Below are 19,089 nucleotides of genomic sequence, written 5' to 3'. Positions count from 1 at the left end.
ATCCCCGATAGCCATGGATGCTATCGGGGATTTTTTTAATTGAGTAGTTCTGAAACTGTTCTGGTCACTTTTAGAAGCACCCTAGAAAGTATCGCCAAAAAATTTACTTATCCAGATTACTTAATAACGTTTTTTCGTATTCGAATTTCTTCATAAGCATTTCGCCTGAATAGCCTTCTTCGATTAATGTGGCTAAGATTTTTTTAGTTTCATCTGTTGCCGCTTCTGGGTGTTCGCCACGGTCAAATTCAACGACATTTTCTGCATCTGTGATCCAGTCTGAGAAACTGCCCATATACAATCGTAACTGATCATAGCCCTTTTCTGTCATGATCGCATACAAGGCAGCTGCAGTAACACCGCTGCCACAGTAGACAACAGCAGGTTCGTGTTTTTGAACAATGTGGCTAATGTCGTCGCCTACATGAAATTCGTCTTCAGCAACAAATTGAGCCCAATCTAAGTTTCGTGCTCCCGGAATCCGTCCAGCTACCGGATCAATTGGTTCAACAAGTCCTGCATAGCGTTCTGCAGAACGAGCATCAACTAAGACCCCTAATTCATCGCCACTAATAATGCTTTTTACGTAAGCTTGATCGGCAAAAATAGCTCGGTTAAATACCGGCTCTATTTCCGTTGGCTGGTATGTTGATTGATCTTGCGCGACTTTAATTCCCTGCTCTTTGAGCTGACTAAAGCCTTTTTTGCTAATATGAACTTTTTCAAATCCTGCATATTTCAACAACCACCAAGCGCGTGTCGCATATGGCGAACCACCTTGGTCATAAATAACAATTGAATCGTTATGTTTCAAGCCAGTTGATTTGATTAGCTCGGTCAGCTGCCGGTCAGATGGCATTGGATGTCGCCCTTCAGAAGATGACATGTCAGACATATCATTTTCCAAATCCCAAAATACAGCTCCTGCTACATGCTCATCTTCATACGTTTTTTTGCCCGCTAATGAATTTTTCAAATCGAATCTTGCATCGATCCATCTATGGTTTTCGGTATCGATTGTTTCAATAAAAACTGACATTGTCTACACCCTTCCGTCCATCAAATTTGAATACAATTGTTTCCACTGTGCCAGCTTTTCGGATTGTTGCAGTAACGTCCGCTCTGAGTCGATTTGGTCTACGGCTTGGCGTAAAATATGCTGACGCAATCCCTCTGCTTCTTGTTCAATCCAAAATTCTGCCCAGTTGCTTAGTACTTTTTTCTCTTTATCTAAATAGCTTAACGCATCAGGTTCCATCAAAGCTTGCAGCGCATCACGTAATTTCTCTTTTTCGTTTTTCTCAAAAAAGCTTTTATTGTTTTTATAATATGATTTTACCGATGAATAATCTGCTTTTGTAAACGGCTTGGTCATATCTAGCGAATTCGCTTCTTGCACTTCGTATGGAGTAAACGAAAATCCAGAATTTTGTTCTTTTAGTTTCGCTGTATCTTCTTTAAACCGCGATTCTAGTTTCTTTTCGATAAACTGACCCAGACGGAAATTTGTGACACGCAACTCCTGCTGAAAATCAAAGCCTGTCATTTCATTCATATCCAGTAACGCTGTATCTAGTGCTTGCTGTGCTGATTTGTTCGAAAAAACGGACGGGTTAAAAGCCTCTTTAAAGAAATCATTAAAACGGTAAAAGACTCGTTGATTGACGTAATACAGCAATTCGTCTAATTCCTGTAAGGCTTCGCGCTCTAATAGCTTTGCAATAGATGCCGAGAACAGTTTCCGCAACTGTTGCTCAAGATGCTTAAGTTCACTAAGTCGCTCATCTTTTCTTAATAAATTCTTTTCCGTATCTTCGATCAAACTGCCGAATCGGTTGACTGCTTTTTGCTCTTCTTCTGCAAGTGATTGGACAGCCATGCCTTTTAGTTCTTCTTTTAAGAAATACTGAAACGCTTCTTCAAATTGCGGCATTCCTGAATGCTCACGGTCACGTAGCGCCAGTAGGCTAGAAACCCCAAACAGACGTGGGAAACGAATGCCAAAACGCTGTAGTTCGTCCTGTACATACGTCACAACGGCGTCTTTTTCTTCCACGTTATTAGCCAAATCGATAGCATTGACGACAAAGAACATTTTATCCATTTCAAATGCGTCTTTAACTCGCCCAAGTTGAATCAGGAATTCTCGATCTGCTCGTGCAAACGCATGGTTGTAATAGGTGATAAACAAAATGGCATCGGCATTACGAATATATTCAAATGCAACATTGGTATGGCGCGCATTGATTGAATCCGCTCCTGGTGTATCGACAAGCGTAACACCATTTCGTGTTAGTTCACAATCATAATAAAAATCGATTTCATCAACAAAACAGCTTTTCTCTTCTTTTGCTACATACAATCCAAAGGCTTCACGATCTGTCCGGATCGTCTCACCTAAACGATCTTTGAAATTCGGGTAGCCTTTGTTAAACGCGTTAATAAAGGATTTATGAACTTGTTGCTCAGTCGGCGTATCTTCCGGTAACTTTGACGACTTGGCATATGCATCATCAAGAGAGGTGATTTGTACGCCTAATGCATGGAAAGAATTTTTAACATCTTCAGTCATTTGCGCATGCGTTTTTAATCGCACATCTGCTGTTTCATGTGGATGTTGCTCTGAGACTGGACGAATACGGTTGATTGTAGCGGTTGTGGGGTTTGGTGACACCGGCAATACCGTTTCTCCCATTAAAGCGTTGGAAAAAGATGACTTCCCAGCACTAAAAGCGCCAAACAAAGCAATCGTGAATTCCTGACCTTCTAAACGACCTGCTTTACGTTTTAAATAGGCCGCCGTTTCAGCAAAACCTTTGATTGGATCAATAACTGTTGCTGTACGATTAGCACGCTCCAGTACAGCTTGTTCGTCAAACTCTGCCACTTCTGCCATTTTTGTTTGCTGTTCTTGTTGCTGTTGCTGTTGATCGTCTTTTTCAAGCATAGATGAATCGAATTCGGTCATATCCTCAATGGAAACTTCAAATTCACCTAGCCATTGTTCTACTTTTTCTGCTGCCGCTGTTTTTTGTTTAGGTAACATTGCCGAATAAGAGCGTTTCACTTTATCGATTTTGCTATCCATTTCCTCAAGTGTTTGAATTGCCAACATTTTTTTGGAAAGTGTTTGTGATTTCATATCAATTTCCGTGTTAGCGTCATCTGTCAAACCTTCAAACTTTTCTTCTTGCGCTTTTTTCCAACCATCCGTTTCACGAATGAACCAACGCTGAACAGCCGTTGAAATACTTTTGGCAAAGTTTAGTACGGCATCCCCTGTTACGGAAGCTCCTGCTGGCGTTTGCTCTTTTACAACAGAAAACGGCACAGTAAAGACGATGTCATCAATTGCTAAAGATTCACTATCACTCAATAAATTAGCATCTTTCAACGAAGACTTCATCAACTTTTTTATGTGAGTGGTAATTTGAGACGAAACCGTCGAGTCAAGTCGCTCTTGTACGTCTTGCTGTCTTTTTTGGCGTTCTTCTTCAGTCTTTTTGCCACTGAACAGCATGCCAACTTTGAAGTTCGGTTGAACAGATTCCAAGTAGCTCGTTAGCGCATTACGTAGTTCATAAGGCATGATATTCGAGTTTTCCAGTAGTTCTTTGCGATTCTTTTCAAATGTCGCCTGCCAGCTTTCAAAATCCTGTACAGACATTCTACGAGATACTAATGCATGTTCTTTTTTCAAATCCTCACGCATTTCCCATTCTTGTGGATCTAGAACAGCTGAAAATGCATCCAGACGTTCTGCTTTTTCATCTTCTAAGTACTTAATGTGCTCATCTTTTAGCTGACTTAAAGCAGAAGCAGAAGCTTCGCTAACATGACCTTCCCAGTTTTGCATAGTTGAAGACACTAAAGACTTGACCTGTTCAAAATCATTCCCCGGAAACTCAAAATCTTTTAAAGACGTGAAGAAAATACCTTTAGGAACGACTCCCCAAGCTGCAAACGAATCGTGAACAGATTGTTGAAAATCCACAAAGCTCATTTCACTGTTCTGATGCTTATCAATTTGATTAACGATTAAATACAATTCCGTGTATTTCTGCAATTCTTTCGTGAAATTAAAATTCAATTCGGATTGAACATGGTTATAGTCCATCACATAAAAGACCATATCTGCCACGTGAAGAGCCGATTCTGTTGATAACCGGTGAGCGTCATCCGTTGAGTCAACGCCTGGTGTATCCATAACTGTGATGCCTTTTGGCAAAACAGAAGCCTGGTGCCCAATGTCAATTTGCGTAACTTCTCCGCTCTTACAAAATTCCTTTACCGCATTAAAATCGTAATTCTCAGGAAAGTAAACCGGCTTTTCGTTTCGCATATTCACAATCGCAAAATCCGTATCCGCTTTTTGGACATTAACGATGTTAGCACTGGTCGGAATCGGACTAGATGGCAACAAAGTCTCACCCGTTAATGCATTAATCATCGATGACTTGCCAGAGGAAAAATGTCCGGCAAAGCCAATGATAAAATTATTTTTCAAGATTTTTTTTGCAAATAAATGAGCTTTGGCCTCGCGTTCGGTATCTTCGTTATCTTTAAAAATCTGATAAAGGTGGGCCGTTTCAAGTAATTCTTTATGATGATCAACAACTGTCATTTAGAAATCTCCTTCTCCGCATACTATTATCTATCATATCATTTTTACGTGCGAACGAAAAACATCCTTCTCAATTTAGAGAAGGATGTTGCAGACTGCAGACAAAGTCTTATTAAACTAAATAGTGATGTATAATCTCCAACTGTGCTGGCCACTTTGCTTTTTGTGGGCTCAGCGCGGAGTCCTTGGCAACTAGCGCGACGTCCTGTCGCGCCAGTTGCATGACCCACATGCAGATAAAAAAATGAGTAAATATTCTTTTGTCTACAAGCTGTTGGTTTTCTTATGAAAATCCGTGGATAGACATGCCACCATCGACAAAAAGCGTTTGTCCAGTAATATAACTTGCTGCGTCTGAAGCCAAAAATACTACTGGCGACGCTACTTCTGGTAATTCTCCAACACGTTTCATTGGTGTTACTGCTAGGATGGAATCCAAGTATTCAGGATCACTTAGAATTTTTTCTGTTAACGGCGTTTTAAAATACCAAGGTCCGATCGCGTTGACACGAATATTTTGAGGTCCCCATTCCATCGCCATGACTTTGGTCATCTGAATAATGGCAGCTTTTGAAGCTGCATATATAACGCCAGTCTTCAAAGCACGGTCGCCTCCGACTGAGCTAATATTAATGATTGAACTGCCGCTGTTCATTTTTTTAACAGCTTCTTGTGAAAACATAAAGACACTTTGTGCGTTAGTATCCATGATTTTATGCCATTCCTCATCCGTTGCATCAGACAATGAAGAACGGATATTCATTCCGGCATTATTCACTAAAACGTCGATTGCTCCAAATTGCTGCACTGTTTTTTCAACTGCCGCTTGAATCTCAGTACGTTTTGTAATATCAGCAATCGTATAAGCCGTACGATCGTTGCCAATCTCCTGCTGCGTGTTTTGCAAATCTGTTGCTGTCCGGGCGACCAACATGACGTTCGCGCCTGCTTCTGCAAGTGCCACGGCAATCGCTTTTCCGATTCCTTTACCAGCACCTGTAACAATGGCTGTCTTACCTTCTAAACTGAATGATTTTAACATCGCTTATCGCCTCCGCTCTCATTATAATCAAAACATTCGCTATTTGTCCTGTTCTATATGAAATTGGCGTTTTCAAACCACTTCAATCAGCAGTGGAGCAGAAAAACATTGAAGGCATTGCCAGTCATCATGATTAAAAAAAGCAAAAACCGCCACGAAAATTCGCGGCGGTTGATGATTACATAGTGAGTTGATAAATTTTTGAATATTTTTCTTCAAGGTATTCCGCTAAATAATCTGCATTTAAGCCTTCCCCTGTAACGTCTTTTAAAATATCCATTGGCTTTTTAAAGGCACCATGACGATGGATATGACGAGTTAGCCATTCACGAATGGGCTCAATGTTTTGCTGCGCCAATAATTCATCGTAGTTTGGCAAGTCTTTTAGCATGGCGTTTTTAAACTGTGCTGCATACATATACCCTAGTGCATAAGAAGGGAAGTAACCAAAGCTTCCTCCCGCCCAGTGAACGTCTTGCAACACGCCTTCTGCATCATTCGTAGGTCGTACACCTAAATATTCTTCGTATTTATCATTCCACAGTTCTGGCAAATCACTTACTTGAAGGTCTCCATTAAACAAGCCTTTTTCAAGTTCGTAACGCACCATAATATGCAGTGCGTATGACAATTCGTCTGCTTCAATGCGAATTAATGACGGTTTGGATTCATTGATTGCACGAACATAGTCGGTCAGATTAACCTTGCTAAATTGGTCTGGCGCATATTCTTTCAATAAATTAAAGTTTTGCTGCCAAAAATATTCATTTCGTCCGATAAAGTTTTCGCAAAACAACGACTGTGATTCGTGCATGCCCATAGATGCACCAGTTTCAATAGGAAGACTTGCCAATGCTTCTCCGAGATTTTGCTCGTACATTGCGTGGCCTCCTTCGTGAATTGTACCGAACACAGCTGTTCGGAAATCATTTTCGTCATACTTCGTCGTCACCCGGATATCTTGGCGATTAATAGAAGTCATAAATGGATGCACCGTCTCATCCAGTCGACCGGCTTCAAAATCATAGCCTAACTGCTCGAGCATTTGACGGCTAAAATCTTGTTGTGCTTGTTTTGGAAAATAGTCGTATAAAAACGCCGTTTCCGGTTTATTCGATGAGGCTGCAATTTTTTGCAGCAATGGCACAATGCGTTCACGAAGTTTGCCGAACACTTCATCTAGAATTTCAGTCGTCATACCAGGTTCGTATTGATCGAGTAGCGTATTGTAAGGACTGCCGTTTTTCTCTCCCCAGTAACCGATCATTTTTTTTGTTGTACTAACTAGTTCTTCTAAATAGGGAAGAAACAACGAAAAATCCGAATCCGACTTAGCTGTTTCCCATACCGATTCTGCTTCAGATTTTAATACAACAAATTTCTTGTATTCCTCGGGAGGAATTTTTTTGCTTAAATCAAATTCTTTCCGCGCTTCTTCTACTGAACGACGGATAAATGGATCTAATGTTGCTTGTTCTGCTTCCAAAAGAGACAATAACTCACCGAATTCATCTGAAGTCGATAGGCTAAAAGCGGCTGCTGATAACGTGCCAATGCTTTCAGAACGTAGCTTTGTTCCTTTTTTGGGCGCACCTGTCCGCATATCCCAGTGCAATAACGCAATAGCTTCTTCGTAGCCTTTTATCTTACTAAAATGTTCAGTAAACTGCTTTTCAAGTGACAAACAAATCCCTCCAATGGTTGTTGAAATAAGTGTATCATAAGAAAACTGCTAACTTAAAAGTTTTGAGCCGGAACTGGCAAAATTGTTTCCCATAAATGTTCGACACGCAGTTCATCTTCGTTTAACAGTAAATGAATTTCGCCATGATCTTTAGACGTTCGGATCAAACGACCAATGCCTTGTTGAAGACGAAGCTGCATGAAAGGTAAATCGATTTCTTCTAACGGATTGTGGCTGAATTTGCGTTTTGCATCAAAAACAGGGTCTTTTGGTGGGAACGGCAAATCGACCATAATCACTTTCGTTAATGCTTCACCCGGTAGGTCGAGTCCTTCCCAGAGATGATAGGAACACAACACTTGGAATTTGCCATCTTGGAATTCTTTAACGACCGTCGACAGTTCACGATCGCCTTCAAATTCGATTGTATAGTGATGATCTAAAGGCAGAGATTTTTTGAAATTGTCCATATCGAATTTTGATGTAAACAATACCAATGTTTGGTCTCCTGTACTAAATAAATCATAGACACGCTCAAACTTCTGTTGCTGCTCTAGTGGATGTTTAAAGATTTTCATAACATCCTCGTAATCAAATGGAGACGATACTGAAAACGATTGGAATTTGTCGATGCCGAGACTATCTGACAGATAAGTAAAATCTTTTTGAATCGATAATGTAGCGGAAGAAAAAACAATTGGGGTTTTTCCATCAAACAATTTTTCGTCCAAAATATCAGTAACAAGACGCGGCATAATAATCAATGTCTCGATCTCGTCTTTTATTTCTAACCACGTTACAGCATCACCTTCTTCTACAAACAAACGCATCGAGAACGTATATTGTTCAAAATACTCTTCTGCTAAGCGCAGTTCATATTCAGGAATTGTAAACAATTCTCCTTCAAAAACGAATTCCTCCATCATTAAATCAATGTGGCGAACGAGCATGTTCCCGACTTTGACTAGTTCTGGATCTTTGGTAATCGCTTTGCGGTCTTCATCACTTTTTACTGTGTGAATGCGTAGCAAACGGAAAAATTCATTGTGAAGATCGATTGTTTGCTCAATCATGTTCAAGGTTTTTTCACGCATTCCATCAGAAAGAATACTTTCTGTCACGTCTTGAAGAGTGCTTTCTTGCACTTCATAAGTCAGTGCACGCTGCGCGGAGAATTCCAATAAATGACCCTCATCTAAAACAATTTGAGAGAATTCAGGAAGCAGTGGCGTCTGTCCTTCGCGTTTACGTGCTTCTTTTGTCCAAATATGCTCCATTAAGAAATCATGTGAACAAATGACCAAATCTGTTGCCTGCCGGTAATGATTGCGGTGGATGGTCTGCCCGCATTTATTGCGCATATCGCACGCATTACAGTTTTGAACCGGATGGTAATTTACTTGCTGCCATTCTTCATCCGTCACTTCTGGGTAACTTGAGCGTTCTCCGTACGGATAGGTATTTTGCATAGAAAACGTCTTATTAACGAATTCTGGCAAACTGTCTTCGATGTCATAAAGAAAATCAGCATCGCTACGCTTTTTTGCACCTTCTAAACGCTGCAAACATAAATACTGATCACGTGATTTTGCTAACCGGACATCGAGATTCAAGTCAAATAGATCATTTAAACGATCAACGTCTCCGCCTTTTTTCACCAATTGCTCGATTAACGTCTCATCTGCACATGAAATAAGTGCAGGTTTGCCCGTATAACGTGCGTAGGCGATGGCTGGCAATAAATAAGCCATCGTTTTACCTGTACCAACTCCTGCTTCTGCAAACAGCACTGATTTTTCTTTTAATGCTTGTTCAATTTGGAAAGACATAAAAACTTGCTCATCACGCAAATCGTATCCTTTTTCAGGCAGTATGTCATAAAATATATCGCCAATCCAGTCATTGAGTGATTCAAAGAACGTTTTATCCTTAGTTAAAGGGAATGGTAGTGGTTGTCTCATAAACTCTCCTCACAGAGAAACGGAAGAGCCGATGCCCTTCCGTTTCGTCTCATTTATTTTTTAGAACGTTCTCCCCAAAATTGGAAAAGATCCGTACGGATAAATCCATTAAATAATTTACGTTTTTTCGTTGCAGGTTGTCCGTAAAGTGTTTCAAAACGCCCCATCGATGACAGCATATAAACAGACCAAGTTGTGTGTTTTGCAAAGACACGTCCCATGTCTGCAATCATTTCTTCAATAATTTCAATTTCACCAATACGCTCTCCGTACGGTGGATTCCCTACAACAACGCCATTTTCTTCTGTTGCAACAAAGTCTTTGACCTGTCGCTGTTCAAAGTGAATCAAGTCTGAAAATCCAGCTTCGCGAGCATTTTCTTCTGCAATTGTCAGCATGCGGCGATCGATATCTGTCCCTGTAATGTTCAAGGGTTGATCATAATTTGCCAACTCTTCTGCTTCTGCACGGACTTCATCCCAAATTTCTTGTCCAATCCATGGCCATTCTTCGCTATCAAAGTCACGGTTGTAACCAGGCGCTAGATTTTGACCAATCATCGCTGCTTCAATAGCAATCGTACCTGAACCACAAAATGGATCTACGAAAGGACGATCAGGCGTCCATCTTGACAATTTCACAAGTGCTGCAGCCAATGTTTCTTTTAGAGGCGCTTCACCTTGATCTAAACGATAGCCGCGTTTATGCAAACCAGCTCCGCTCGTATCAATCGATAATTGAACTTTATCTTTTAAAATCGATACTTCAATTTTAAAACGAGGCCCTGTTTCATCTAAAAATGAATTGTGATGATAAGCTTTTTTCAAGCGCTCAACAATTGCTTTTTTAACGATTGACTGACAGTTTGGCACACTGTGCAAAGTAGATTTTACTGATTTCCCTTGAACTGGAAATTCAGCATCGAGTGGCAGAAATTTCTCCCACTCGATTTCTTTTGTGCGTTCAAACAACTCATCAAACGTGTAAGCATTAAATTCACCGGCAATAATTTTCACACGGTCAGCCGTACGCAACCATAAATTGGTTTTGGCGATATCTCGCTCATTTCCTTCAAAAAATACTTTGCCGTTCTCGGTTTCTGTTTCATAGCCTAATTCTTTTACTTCGTTAGCTACGATAGACTCAAGGCCCATTGCAGCTGTTGCGAGCAATTTAAATGTTGTCATAATGACTCCCTCTCCAGTTGTTCACTATTTCAGTGTTTGTTTTGTTTACCATTACAGCGTTATCGATTTATACAGTGTTTGTAAAATCTTAAATTGTACTATGTCATACCATTTAATAATAAGCGCCTTTCGATAGGCATCAAATTAAACAGCAGAAAATCTATAAATTTCTACTAAGCATTCATCTCATAATATGAAGAAAGGCTCCCCTGACAGGAGAGCCTTTAATAAGCATTTTAAGACCATGTGAAATTCTATAAGCCATGTTTTGTTTCCACGTACTCAAGCGGTTTGCACCTCGTACTAGTGGACAGCAACCATCTATCTGCAAACTTACGTCTGCCTCTTCATCAGTTCATTTCCTTCAGAAAAGTGCCCCTACCATAATTTGGGTTTCTCGCTCACGGGGTTTACCTCGTTCCACCTGTATAATTTCTTATACAGCTCCGTCACTGTGGCACCTTCAGGGTATTTAGGCCGTATCCGAAGACTTAGGCGTTCTACCCGCCGTCAGCTATTGCTAGCTGCCTCAGCTTATTGTTTCACTGAGCGCGATCACTACGGTCATCTCAGAACCGTGCGAGCATGGACTTTCCTCTCCAGCGAAAACGCTAGAGCGATTGCCAGAATTTCAAATGGCTTACTAAGTATACGCTACTCAGCACAATAAAACAATTGTTTTAGTTATTGTCTAATTTGTTGCCAAATACATGATTTTCTAGATGAGACAAGCGTCGTAGAATATCAAAATTTGTAGTCCCTGGTGCCGGTGTCGCTTGTTTTCTTGGAGTATTTTCCAATTCCGTCCGTAAACGTTTGTTTTCATTTTGAAGTTGTTCGATTCGTTTTGAGAAAGCTTCATAGTCCTGAATGACTTCATCCAAGAAATGATCGACTTCGTCTTGATTGTAGCCACGCATAGCTGTTTTAAAATCTTTTTCTAGTATGTCCTTAGACGTAAATTTATTTTCCATTTTAATCGCCCTTCCATAAAAAAACTACCTTATGCTAAGTATAGCATAAGGTAGTTTTTTCGTGCTCAGTCTTCTTCATTTTTTGGATTCTTTTTTCTCTTTTTCTCTTCTAAACGTGACTGTCTTTTGACAATATCCATAACGAGTGATTGTCGCACATGCGTATGTTCACTTGCTTGTTTTGCAAATCCTGCCATGATGATGGCCTGCTCTAAATCGCGTAATTGATGTTCATACAGTTTTGCCGTATGAATCCACGCTTCTACTTCGATACTGCCACGCAAATGAGGTGCTGCTTCTTTAAAAAGTTGGACCGCCTCTTCGTACTGACCCGCTCGTTTTTTCTGTATTGCTAGAAGATAACGGGCTAAAGCTGTAGATGCCCCTCTTTCAGCGGTGACATGCTCGAGGTATGCGGCACTTTGATCAAATTGCTTTAAGTCCGCATACCATTTACCAATATTTGTATAAGCGCCACTTGTTTCCGACTCCAAATCTTCCATTAATAAATTAGAAGACACAACATATAACGACACCAGCGATAAAATATCCAATTCATTATGATAAAGAACTTTTGCTAAACCGTCCGGAAATCCACTTTTGACGGCATCCAAGTAAATAGCCGGAATTAAATAGCCAGGCACATCGCCTTGTCGAGTAAAGCCCAGTTTTTCTTCTTCAATCGTGCTCAGCTTCATGCGGGCCAGTTCATTTTTCCAGATTCGTTTTGTACCGTGAAACAAATCAATTTGACGTGGCACCGGCAACTTCGGCAAAATTTGTCTGTGCATGGTCCAACGAGACGTCAGCTGCGGCCAATCAAAGCTTTTGCCGTTATAGGAAAAGATAATCGGATCATCCGTTTTCCACAACCCTGTTTCATAGAGAAACGCCGCTTCGTGGGAAGGATCTGGCATAATGTATTGCATCATTTCAAAATGATCACTGCGCTTAACTAACAAACCAATTAAAAAAATATAAGCACCGGTCCCACTAAGGCCTGTCGTTTCTGTATCAAAAAAGACAAGCGGATCCTGTTTGCTCAACTTAAAAGGATGATCAAAATCTGTATTCTCCCATGCCTTTAAGACGAGCTCAAGTTCATTCAAAATTACTGAACCGTGCTTGGTGTCAAACGGATAAATAATCTTCTTACGAAAGACAAATCCAAATTTGTTTTCTACAAGTTCTAGTCCAATTCCATTCCACTTATCTTCATTGAGCGGCCGTTCTGCTGCTTTATCCGTCTGTTTTTTTACAGGCTTCTTTTTTAGCATGCCTTTCATTTGGAGAAGTTTGTTTTCAAACGACATTTGTCTTCACCTCTCTTTGCGAAGCTCATTCAACAGTCGAATCACATGGCCTTTCATACTGACGGCTGCATCTTGTGCACCGATGCACGATGGACATCCGTCAAGACATGGACATTCTGAGACATGTTGCTGGGCTTTATCAAGCAACGGCTGCCACAGATCGTAAATTCGTTCACTGATCCCAATACCACCCGGATAAGAATCGTGTATAAAAAAAGACGGTCTATCGTTATGTGGTGACTTTACTTGGGGCACAACATGGACATCGCGGCGGTCGCATTGAACGAATATAGGAATAAATGACTCGATCGCATAGGCTGCTCCGGTCATTGTGTCCGATAACTCTGCTTCTGTGAAGTCTTCGGGTTTCGCAAAACTCAACCACGTTGACGACGTGTGAAGTTCTTCTGGCGGCAAGGAAATTGGTCCAGAACCAATGTTATCATGCGAATCAAAACGGATCTTTTTAAAAATCGTTGGCATTGCAAGTACCGCAATATCCCCATAAAACACTTCTGAACCGTTCATTTCCTTGTCTTTATCTTCACTCATCACTTTTAACTCTACTGCTAAATTGGCATCTGTGAAATAATCGACGTCGACTTCTCTGACATAGGCTTTCTTTTCTTCCCAGTCTAAAATTTCTACTTGAAATTGAGTACCTTGATGCAGATAAATGGCTTCTTCGTGCAATAATGTCATCGCACTAAAACGGTCCATTTCTCCAATTACACGTGTATCTGCAGGAACAGACTGATCGATGATGACGACATTTTCCTGTGAAGCAGAGCGCAGCGATATATCGTGCGCTGGGAAACGATCACTCATCCAGTGCCAACGATTTGATGTACGGACGAGTACACCTTCTTCCTGCAAATATTCGAGCAGCTCTTGAACTTCAAATTCTCCGTACTGGTCGTCGATTCGAAATGGCAATTCAAAAGAAGCGCATTTTAAATGATCCATTAAGATAATCATATTTTCTGGATGGATACGCGCTTCTTCTGGTGACTGATCGAGTAAATATTCTGGATGATTAATGATGTATTGATCAAGTGCAGTCGACTGTGCGACATAAATAACGAGCGACTCATCTTGACGACGTCCCGCTCGTCCCGCTTGTTGCCACGCACTAGCAATATTGCCCGGATAGCCTGTCATGATACACGCTTGCAACTGACCAATATCCACGCCAAGTTCCAATGCATTAGTAGACACGACACATTGAATGGATCCGTCACGCAATCCTTTTTCAATCGCCCGCCGCTCTGTCGGCAAATAGCCCCCCCGGTAACCTTTGATTGAATCATCTTGCAGTTTCATTTTGGTCACGGCTTGTAAATAAGTAACCAGCATCTCTACACGTACACGACTTTTCGCAAAGACAATGGTTTGAATGCCATTTTTGATCAAATGAGTAGCTAGATCTCGTACTTCTAGTATGGCACTTCTGCGGACACCAAAAGTTGGGTGGATAATCGGCGGGTTATAAAAAACAATATGTTTTTTTCCAGAAGGTGCACCGTTTTGGTCAATCAGCTCATGTGAACTGTTCGTCAAATTTTCCGCTAGCTCTTTTGGGTTGGCAATTGTAGCAGATGTACAAATAAAAACCGGATTGCTGCCATAAAACTCACAGATCCGTTTTAGCCTCCGAATAACATGCGCTACATGTGTCCCAAAAATGCCTTTGTACGTGTGCAGTTCATCAATCACTATATAATGAAGGTTTTCAAAAAGTGATACCCATTTTGTGTGATGCGGCAAAATAGCGGAATGCAGCATGTCTGGGTTCGTCATCACGATTTGCCCGGCTTTTCGGACCTTTGTTCGAATCGCTGGTGAAGTGTCTCCATCGTACGTATAGGACAAAATCGCTTCTTCTGTTTTCTCAATTAAATCATGCAAATCGCTTTTCTGATCCTGCGCTAATGCTTTTGTTGGAAACAAGTACAACGCTCGCGCACTCGGATCATTTAAAATTTTATGCAGCACCGGCAAATGATAACAATAAGACTTGCCTGAAGCTGTCGGGGTAACAGCCGTAAACGACTTGCCTGCCGTCGCCAAATCGAATGCTTGTCGCTGATGCGTATACAATTGCTCAATGCCTTTCTTCCGAAGAGCCGCTTTCAAGCTAGCGTGCATCTCCAGTGGAAAGTCGGCATATCGAGCTGGTTTTTCTTGTCTCGTATGCCAATGGACAATACGTTCCATCATGTCCGGTTGTGTTTTCCACTCTTCCATTAAGACAGGTAACGTTTTTCGCTTAATCATGTTTAGTGCTCTTTTCGTCAATGGCTAATATAAAAGTCTGCAGCGTATACTGTGCCGCTTGAATGGTTTGGATAAAGCGTTTCTTACTTGTTTCTTTATAAAAGCTTTGAACGAAAAACTGTGTCATGCCTTCTGCCGCTGTATCAATTTGAGGCTTATGAACATATTTTGGTCGCTCCTGCTGAATATATAGCAACGATTCTTTTTGCCACTCATTTATTTTTCCGTGCCAGAAATCGGCATAGGGTTTAACGTCTTCGTAAAAATCAGGAACCGCATCCATCTCACGCATTTCATAAAAGCGGTCTAGGCATTTTCCACATTCATCAAATAATGTAGAAGAGAGTTCTCTAACTGTCATTTTGCAATCCCTCCATTGCCATTAGTTTATCATATTCACTGAAACGACACGACTTTTATCGAACAGACATTCTTTCCTGTTGAATCCAGTCAAAAAATCTGGTATTGATAGAATAGAATAAGTTAACCATTTGTTTTCACTTGTTGCTTTTTTGCGAATCCATTTCTGGAATTTTCACTTTGGCGTCATTCGCTTAATCCTATTCTTCGCGTCTCTTTACTGCTTCACATAACCTGAAGTGGTAGATTTCGACTTGGTGAAACCTTTCATCATATCAGTCGTCTAAACGCTTGTGATATGATAGAGTAAGCGAGGTGTATCACAATGGCAATCAATTACCCGAACGGAAAAAAATTTGTTCCGTCAAAAAATTCAGCTGCTAAAGAAACCGGGACCCCCAAAAAGAAAAAAGATTTTTCCTTTAGTAACCGTGGTAAAACATTAGAAGATGAATTAAATGAAACCAATGATTATTATCTTCAGCTGGGGTTAGCGGTCATCCATAAAAAACCAGTGCCGCTTCAGATTGTCAAAGTAGAATATCCATCCAGAAGTGCCGCTGTCATTCGAGAAGCTTATTTCCAAGCTCCGTCTACGACAGATTACAATGGCGTTTGGAATGGACGATATATTGACTTTGAAGCAAAAGAAACCGAAAACAAAACTTCTTTCCCGTTGAAGAATATTCATGATCATCAAATTCATCACATGTCTCAAGTCGTTAAACAAGATGGAACTGCATTTATGATCATCCGATTTTCTTCTTGGCAACGATATTTTATCATGCCTTTTAAAGAACTTGAATTTTTTTGGAATCGGATGATCACAGGTGGAAGAAAATCGGTTACTTTGCAGGAAATAGAAGAAACTTCATTTGAAATAATACCTGGAGCATTTCCACGCATTAATTATTTGCCTCTTCTAAAAAAATTCTAACTAGTACTACTTATATGAAAGTGAGGAACCGATTTTGAGTGATAAACAAATTTCGCGTGAAGAACGCCGAAAAGCAATCGAACGCCAAAAAAAGACCAATAACAAAAAGAAAAAGAAATCTCCCGCAATAACATGGATAAAGCGTATTCTACTGGCGATCGTTGTCATAGGATTAGCAGGACTTGTGTTCGGCGCCTCTCTCTTTGCGTTCTACGCAAGCAGCGCACCTGAACTTGATGAAGAATTATTGCGTGATCCTATTAGCCCGACATTCTATGCAGCCGATGGCGAAACAGAAATCCCTTATATTACTGCTGAAAACCGTGAATATGTCAATTATGAAGACATTCCAAAAACGATGGAAGCTGCTATTTTAGCAACTGAAGACAATCGCTTCTATAAACATTCGGGAATTGATGTCATTCGCCTGGGTGGTGCAGTCATCGCCAACATCACTGGTGGTTTCGGCTCACAGGGAGCTAGTACCATCACTCAACAAGTTATTAAAAACTCTTTTTTAACGAATGACAAAACCTTGAAACGAAAAGCACAAGAAGCATATCTTGCTTATAAACTAGAGCAAGAATATGAAAAAGAAGAGATATTTGAGATGTATTTCAACAAAATTCTGATGTCTGGTAATATTTACGGTTTTGGCACAGCTGCTGAAACGTTTTACGGCAAACCCCTTAACGAGTTAACACTTGCTGAATCTGCGTTACTTGCAGGAATGCCGCAAAGTCCGAATGGTTACAACCCATTCAAAAATCCTGAACGTGCTGAAGAACGACGGAATGTCGTTTTAAGCCTAATGGAACAGCACGGGAAAATTACCACAGAAGAAAAAGAACAAGCTCAAACGGCAGTTCTGGCAGACTCATTGGTCCCTGAAGATCAACGCCAGCCTCAAACGGCAAACACTGAATATACGGCCTTTATGGAAATGGTCGAGGATGAACTCGAAGCATTAGAAGGCGATTATTCACTTGGTGATGGATTGACAATTTACACCACTTTAGAACCTTACGTTCAAACTAAAGTAAACGAAACAATGGCATCTGATTTGTTTTTCGATGATAAAGTTCAATCTGCTATGACGGTCGTAGATACCAAAACAGGTGGTATCAGCGCGGTCGGCGCAGCACGTGAATACTCAGGCGATGTGCGACATAATTTCGCGATTGCGAAAGACCGTCAAGTCGGATCTACTATTAAACCAGTATTGGATTACGGTCCTGCTATCGAATACTTGGACTGGTCTACTGGCCAAACAATTGTAGATGAACCTTCTTCTTATGAAGATGGTCAAGAAATCCGCAATGTTGATGGTCAATTTCTTGGAACTATGACTATCCGCGAAGCACTTTACCGTTCGCGTAATATCCCTGCTATTAAAACGCTACAAGAAGTCGGAACAGAAGATGCTGGAAAATTCATGAAAAATGTAGGACTTGAAATGGATAATATTTTTGAGTCTTCTGCACTGGGTTCAGCTGAATTTTCAACAGTAGAAATGGCAGGAGCGTTTGCTGCCTTTGGTAATGATGGTTCTTTTATTAAGCCTCATACGATTAAGAAAATTGTATTCCGTGACGGCTCAACCGAACAAGTCGTTGCACCCGAACCGGTACAAGCCATGAAAGACAGTACTGCATACATGGTAACGGATATGCTTAGAGATGTTGTCGATTTGAATGTGCCGGGCTCTACCGGTAAAGAAGTGGCGATTAACGGTCTGGACATGGCCGGTAAAACTGGAACAACTAACTATTCTGCTAAAGAACTTGGAGAGTACGGTTTAGACTCTAGTTCGGCACCAGATGTTTGGTTTGCAGGCTATACGACAGACTACTCCATTTCTGTTTGGAGCGGCTATCCTTCAAAGAAAACACCTATCGATACCGCATCAAATGAACGACTATTATCTCAACGTTTATTCAAAAATGTAATGTCACAAATTTCATCACCTGAAACAGCTCGTTTTGAACAGCCGGATTCGGTTACAGAACAAGTCGTTGAAATAGGCTCGGATCCATTAAAATTGGCCAGTGCTTTTACACCGTATAACTTAAGAAGTTCTGAACTGTTTGCACGTGGTACGGAACCAAATTCAGTATCACAACGCTATGTCGTGGAAGATTTAGATACCCCCACTCGATTACGCGCTAAAGTCAAAGATCAATCAGCTGAACTGTCTTGGAATTACGGAGATGACGATGTATCATTTGAAGTGTCCGTTGAAGTTAATGGTTCTCGCTCAGTTCTTAGCACCTCATCAAGCCAGTCTTATACATTTAATGGCCTTGAAGAAGGGAAAAGCTATACCTTTAGCGTTGTAGCCGTTAACAGCACGCAACGAAGCGATCCTGCATCGACTGTAGTTGAAGTTGCTGCTGCACCTGAAGAACCTGAAGAAGAGCCAGTCGAAGAACCGGTTGAAGAAGAGCCAGTTGAGGAAGAACCGGTTGAAGAAGAACCGGTCGAAGAAGAACCAGTCGAGGAAGAACCCGCTGAAGAAGAACCAGTCGAGGAAGAGGAACCAGCCGTTGAAGAAGATCCAATTGATGTTCCAGAAGATCCGACTGAAGAAGAAGAAAGCGAAAAACCGGCTGCCAATAATAGTGAAAACAACAATGCTACTAATGGCAATGACAATAATAAAGACCAAGATAAAGATAAAGATAAAGATAAAGATAAAGATAAAGATAAAGACGACTCCAACTAAAACAA

General features: G+C 40.9%; 13 protein-coding genes and 1 other RNA gene. 3 read left to right on the top strand and 11 right to left on the bottom strand.

Annotated features, from left to right (window positions below):
- Positions 1 to 103: 103 nt before the first annotated feature.
- The 3 genes from AUO94_RS15505 to AUO94_RS15495 form a co-directional block, all read right to left on the bottom strand.
- On the bottom strand, positions 104 to 1,039 hold the full coding sequence (locus AUO94_RS15505) for a sulfurtransferase (protein WP_058385081.1): 936 nt from the start codon (positions 1,037 to 1,039) through the stop codon (positions 104 to 106).
- Positions 1,040 to 1,042: 3 nt separating this feature from the next.
- Positions 1,043 to 4,624 (bottom strand): dynamin family protein, encoded by a 3,582-nt coding sequence (locus tag AUO94_RS15500; protein ID WP_058385080.1) that lies wholly within the window; start codon positions 4,622 to 4,624, stop codon positions 1,043 to 1,045.
- Between the two features lie 283 nt (positions 4,625 to 4,907).
- The gene (locus tag AUO94_RS15495) at positions 4,908 to 5,666 is read right to left on the bottom strand and encodes an SDR family NAD(P)-dependent oxidoreductase (protein WP_058385079.1); all 759 of its coding nucleotides are present in this window, start codon (positions 5,664 to 5,666) and stop codon (positions 4,908 to 4,910) included.
- On the opposite strand from AUO94_RS15495, the gene AUO94_RS17475 reads away from it, so the two are divergent.
- Positions 5,654 to 5,803: a hypothetical protein gene (locus AUO94_RS17475; protein ID WP_169793184.1), complete on the top strand. Its 150-nt coding sequence runs from the start codon at positions 5,654 to 5,656 to the stop codon at positions 5,801 to 5,803. The genes AUO94_RS15495 and AUO94_RS17475 overlap by 13 nt on opposite strands.
- A gap of 41 nt (positions 5,804 to 5,844) precedes the next feature.
- Here AUO94_RS17475 and AUO94_RS15490 read toward each other — a convergent pair whose 3' ends face one another.
- The 8 genes from AUO94_RS15490 to AUO94_RS15455 form a co-directional block, all read right to left on the bottom strand.
- On the bottom strand, positions 5,845 to 7,350 hold the full coding sequence (locus AUO94_RS15490; protein WP_058385078.1) for a carboxypeptidase M32: 1,506 nt from the start codon (positions 7,348 to 7,350) through the stop codon (positions 5,845 to 5,847).
- Between the two features lie 53 nt (positions 7,351 to 7,403).
- Positions 7,404 to 9,311 (bottom strand): ATP-dependent DNA helicase, encoded by a 1,908-nt coding sequence (locus AUO94_RS15485; protein ID WP_058385077.1) that lies wholly within the window; start codon positions 9,309 to 9,311, stop codon positions 7,404 to 7,406.
- Between the two features lie 53 nt (positions 9,312 to 9,364).
- Entirely contained in the window at positions 9,365 to 10,498 is a 1,134-nt protein-coding gene (locus tag AUO94_RS15480) for a THUMP domain-containing class I SAM-dependent RNA methyltransferase (RefSeq protein WP_058385076.1), read from the bottom strand.
- Positions 10,499 to 10,750: 252 nt separating this feature from the next.
- Positions 10,751 to 11,130, bottom strand: an RNA gene (gene rnpB / locus AUO94_RS15475) — RNase P RNA component class B.
- A 48-nt stretch (positions 11,131 to 11,178) separates the two neighbouring features.
- The gene (gpsB, locus tag AUO94_RS15470) at positions 11,179 to 11,472 is read right to left on the bottom strand and encodes a cell division regulator GpsB (RefSeq protein WP_058385075.1); all 294 of its coding nucleotides are present in this window, start codon (positions 11,470 to 11,472) and stop codon (positions 11,179 to 11,181) included.
- A gap of 65 nt (positions 11,473 to 11,537) precedes the next feature.
- A complete protein-coding gene (locus AUO94_RS15465) occupies positions 11,538 to 12,785 on the bottom strand; it encodes a ribonuclease H-like domain-containing protein (protein ID WP_058385074.1) in 1,248 nt (415 codons plus the stop codon).
- Positions 12,786 to 12,791: 6 nt separating this feature from the next.
- A complete protein-coding gene (locus tag AUO94_RS15460) occupies positions 12,792 to 15,062 on the bottom strand; it encodes a DEAD/DEAH box helicase (protein WP_058385073.1) in 2,271 nt (756 codons plus the stop codon).
- A complete protein-coding gene (locus AUO94_RS15455) occupies positions 15,055 to 15,423 on the bottom strand; it encodes a YppE family protein (RefSeq protein WP_058385072.1) in 369 nt (122 codons plus the stop codon). Before AUO94_RS15455 ends, AUO94_RS15460 begins: the two co-directional genes overlap by 8 nt.
- Positions 15,424 to 15,747: 324 nt before the next feature.
- Here AUO94_RS15455 and recU point away from each other — a divergent pair, with 324 nt between their 5' ends.
- Complete coding sequence (gene recU, locus AUO94_RS15450; protein ID WP_058385071.1) at positions 15,748 to 16,359, top strand: Holliday junction resolvase RecU; 612 nt, start codon at positions 15,748 to 15,750, stop codon at positions 16,357 to 16,359.
- Positions 16,360 to 16,393: 34 nt separating this feature from the next.
- A complete protein-coding gene (locus AUO94_RS15445) occupies positions 16,394 to 19,084 on the top strand; it encodes a penicillin-binding protein 1A (RefSeq protein ID WP_058385070.1) in 2,691 nt (896 codons plus the stop codon).
- The last annotated feature ends 5 nt before the right edge of the window (positions 19,085 to 19,089 follow it).

Source organism: Planococcus kocurii, from assembly GCF_001465835.2.
GTDB lineage: Bacteria > Bacillota > Bacilli > Bacillales_A > Planococcaceae > Planococcus > Planococcus kocurii.
This window is presented reverse-complemented; position numbering and strand designations above follow the sequence as displayed.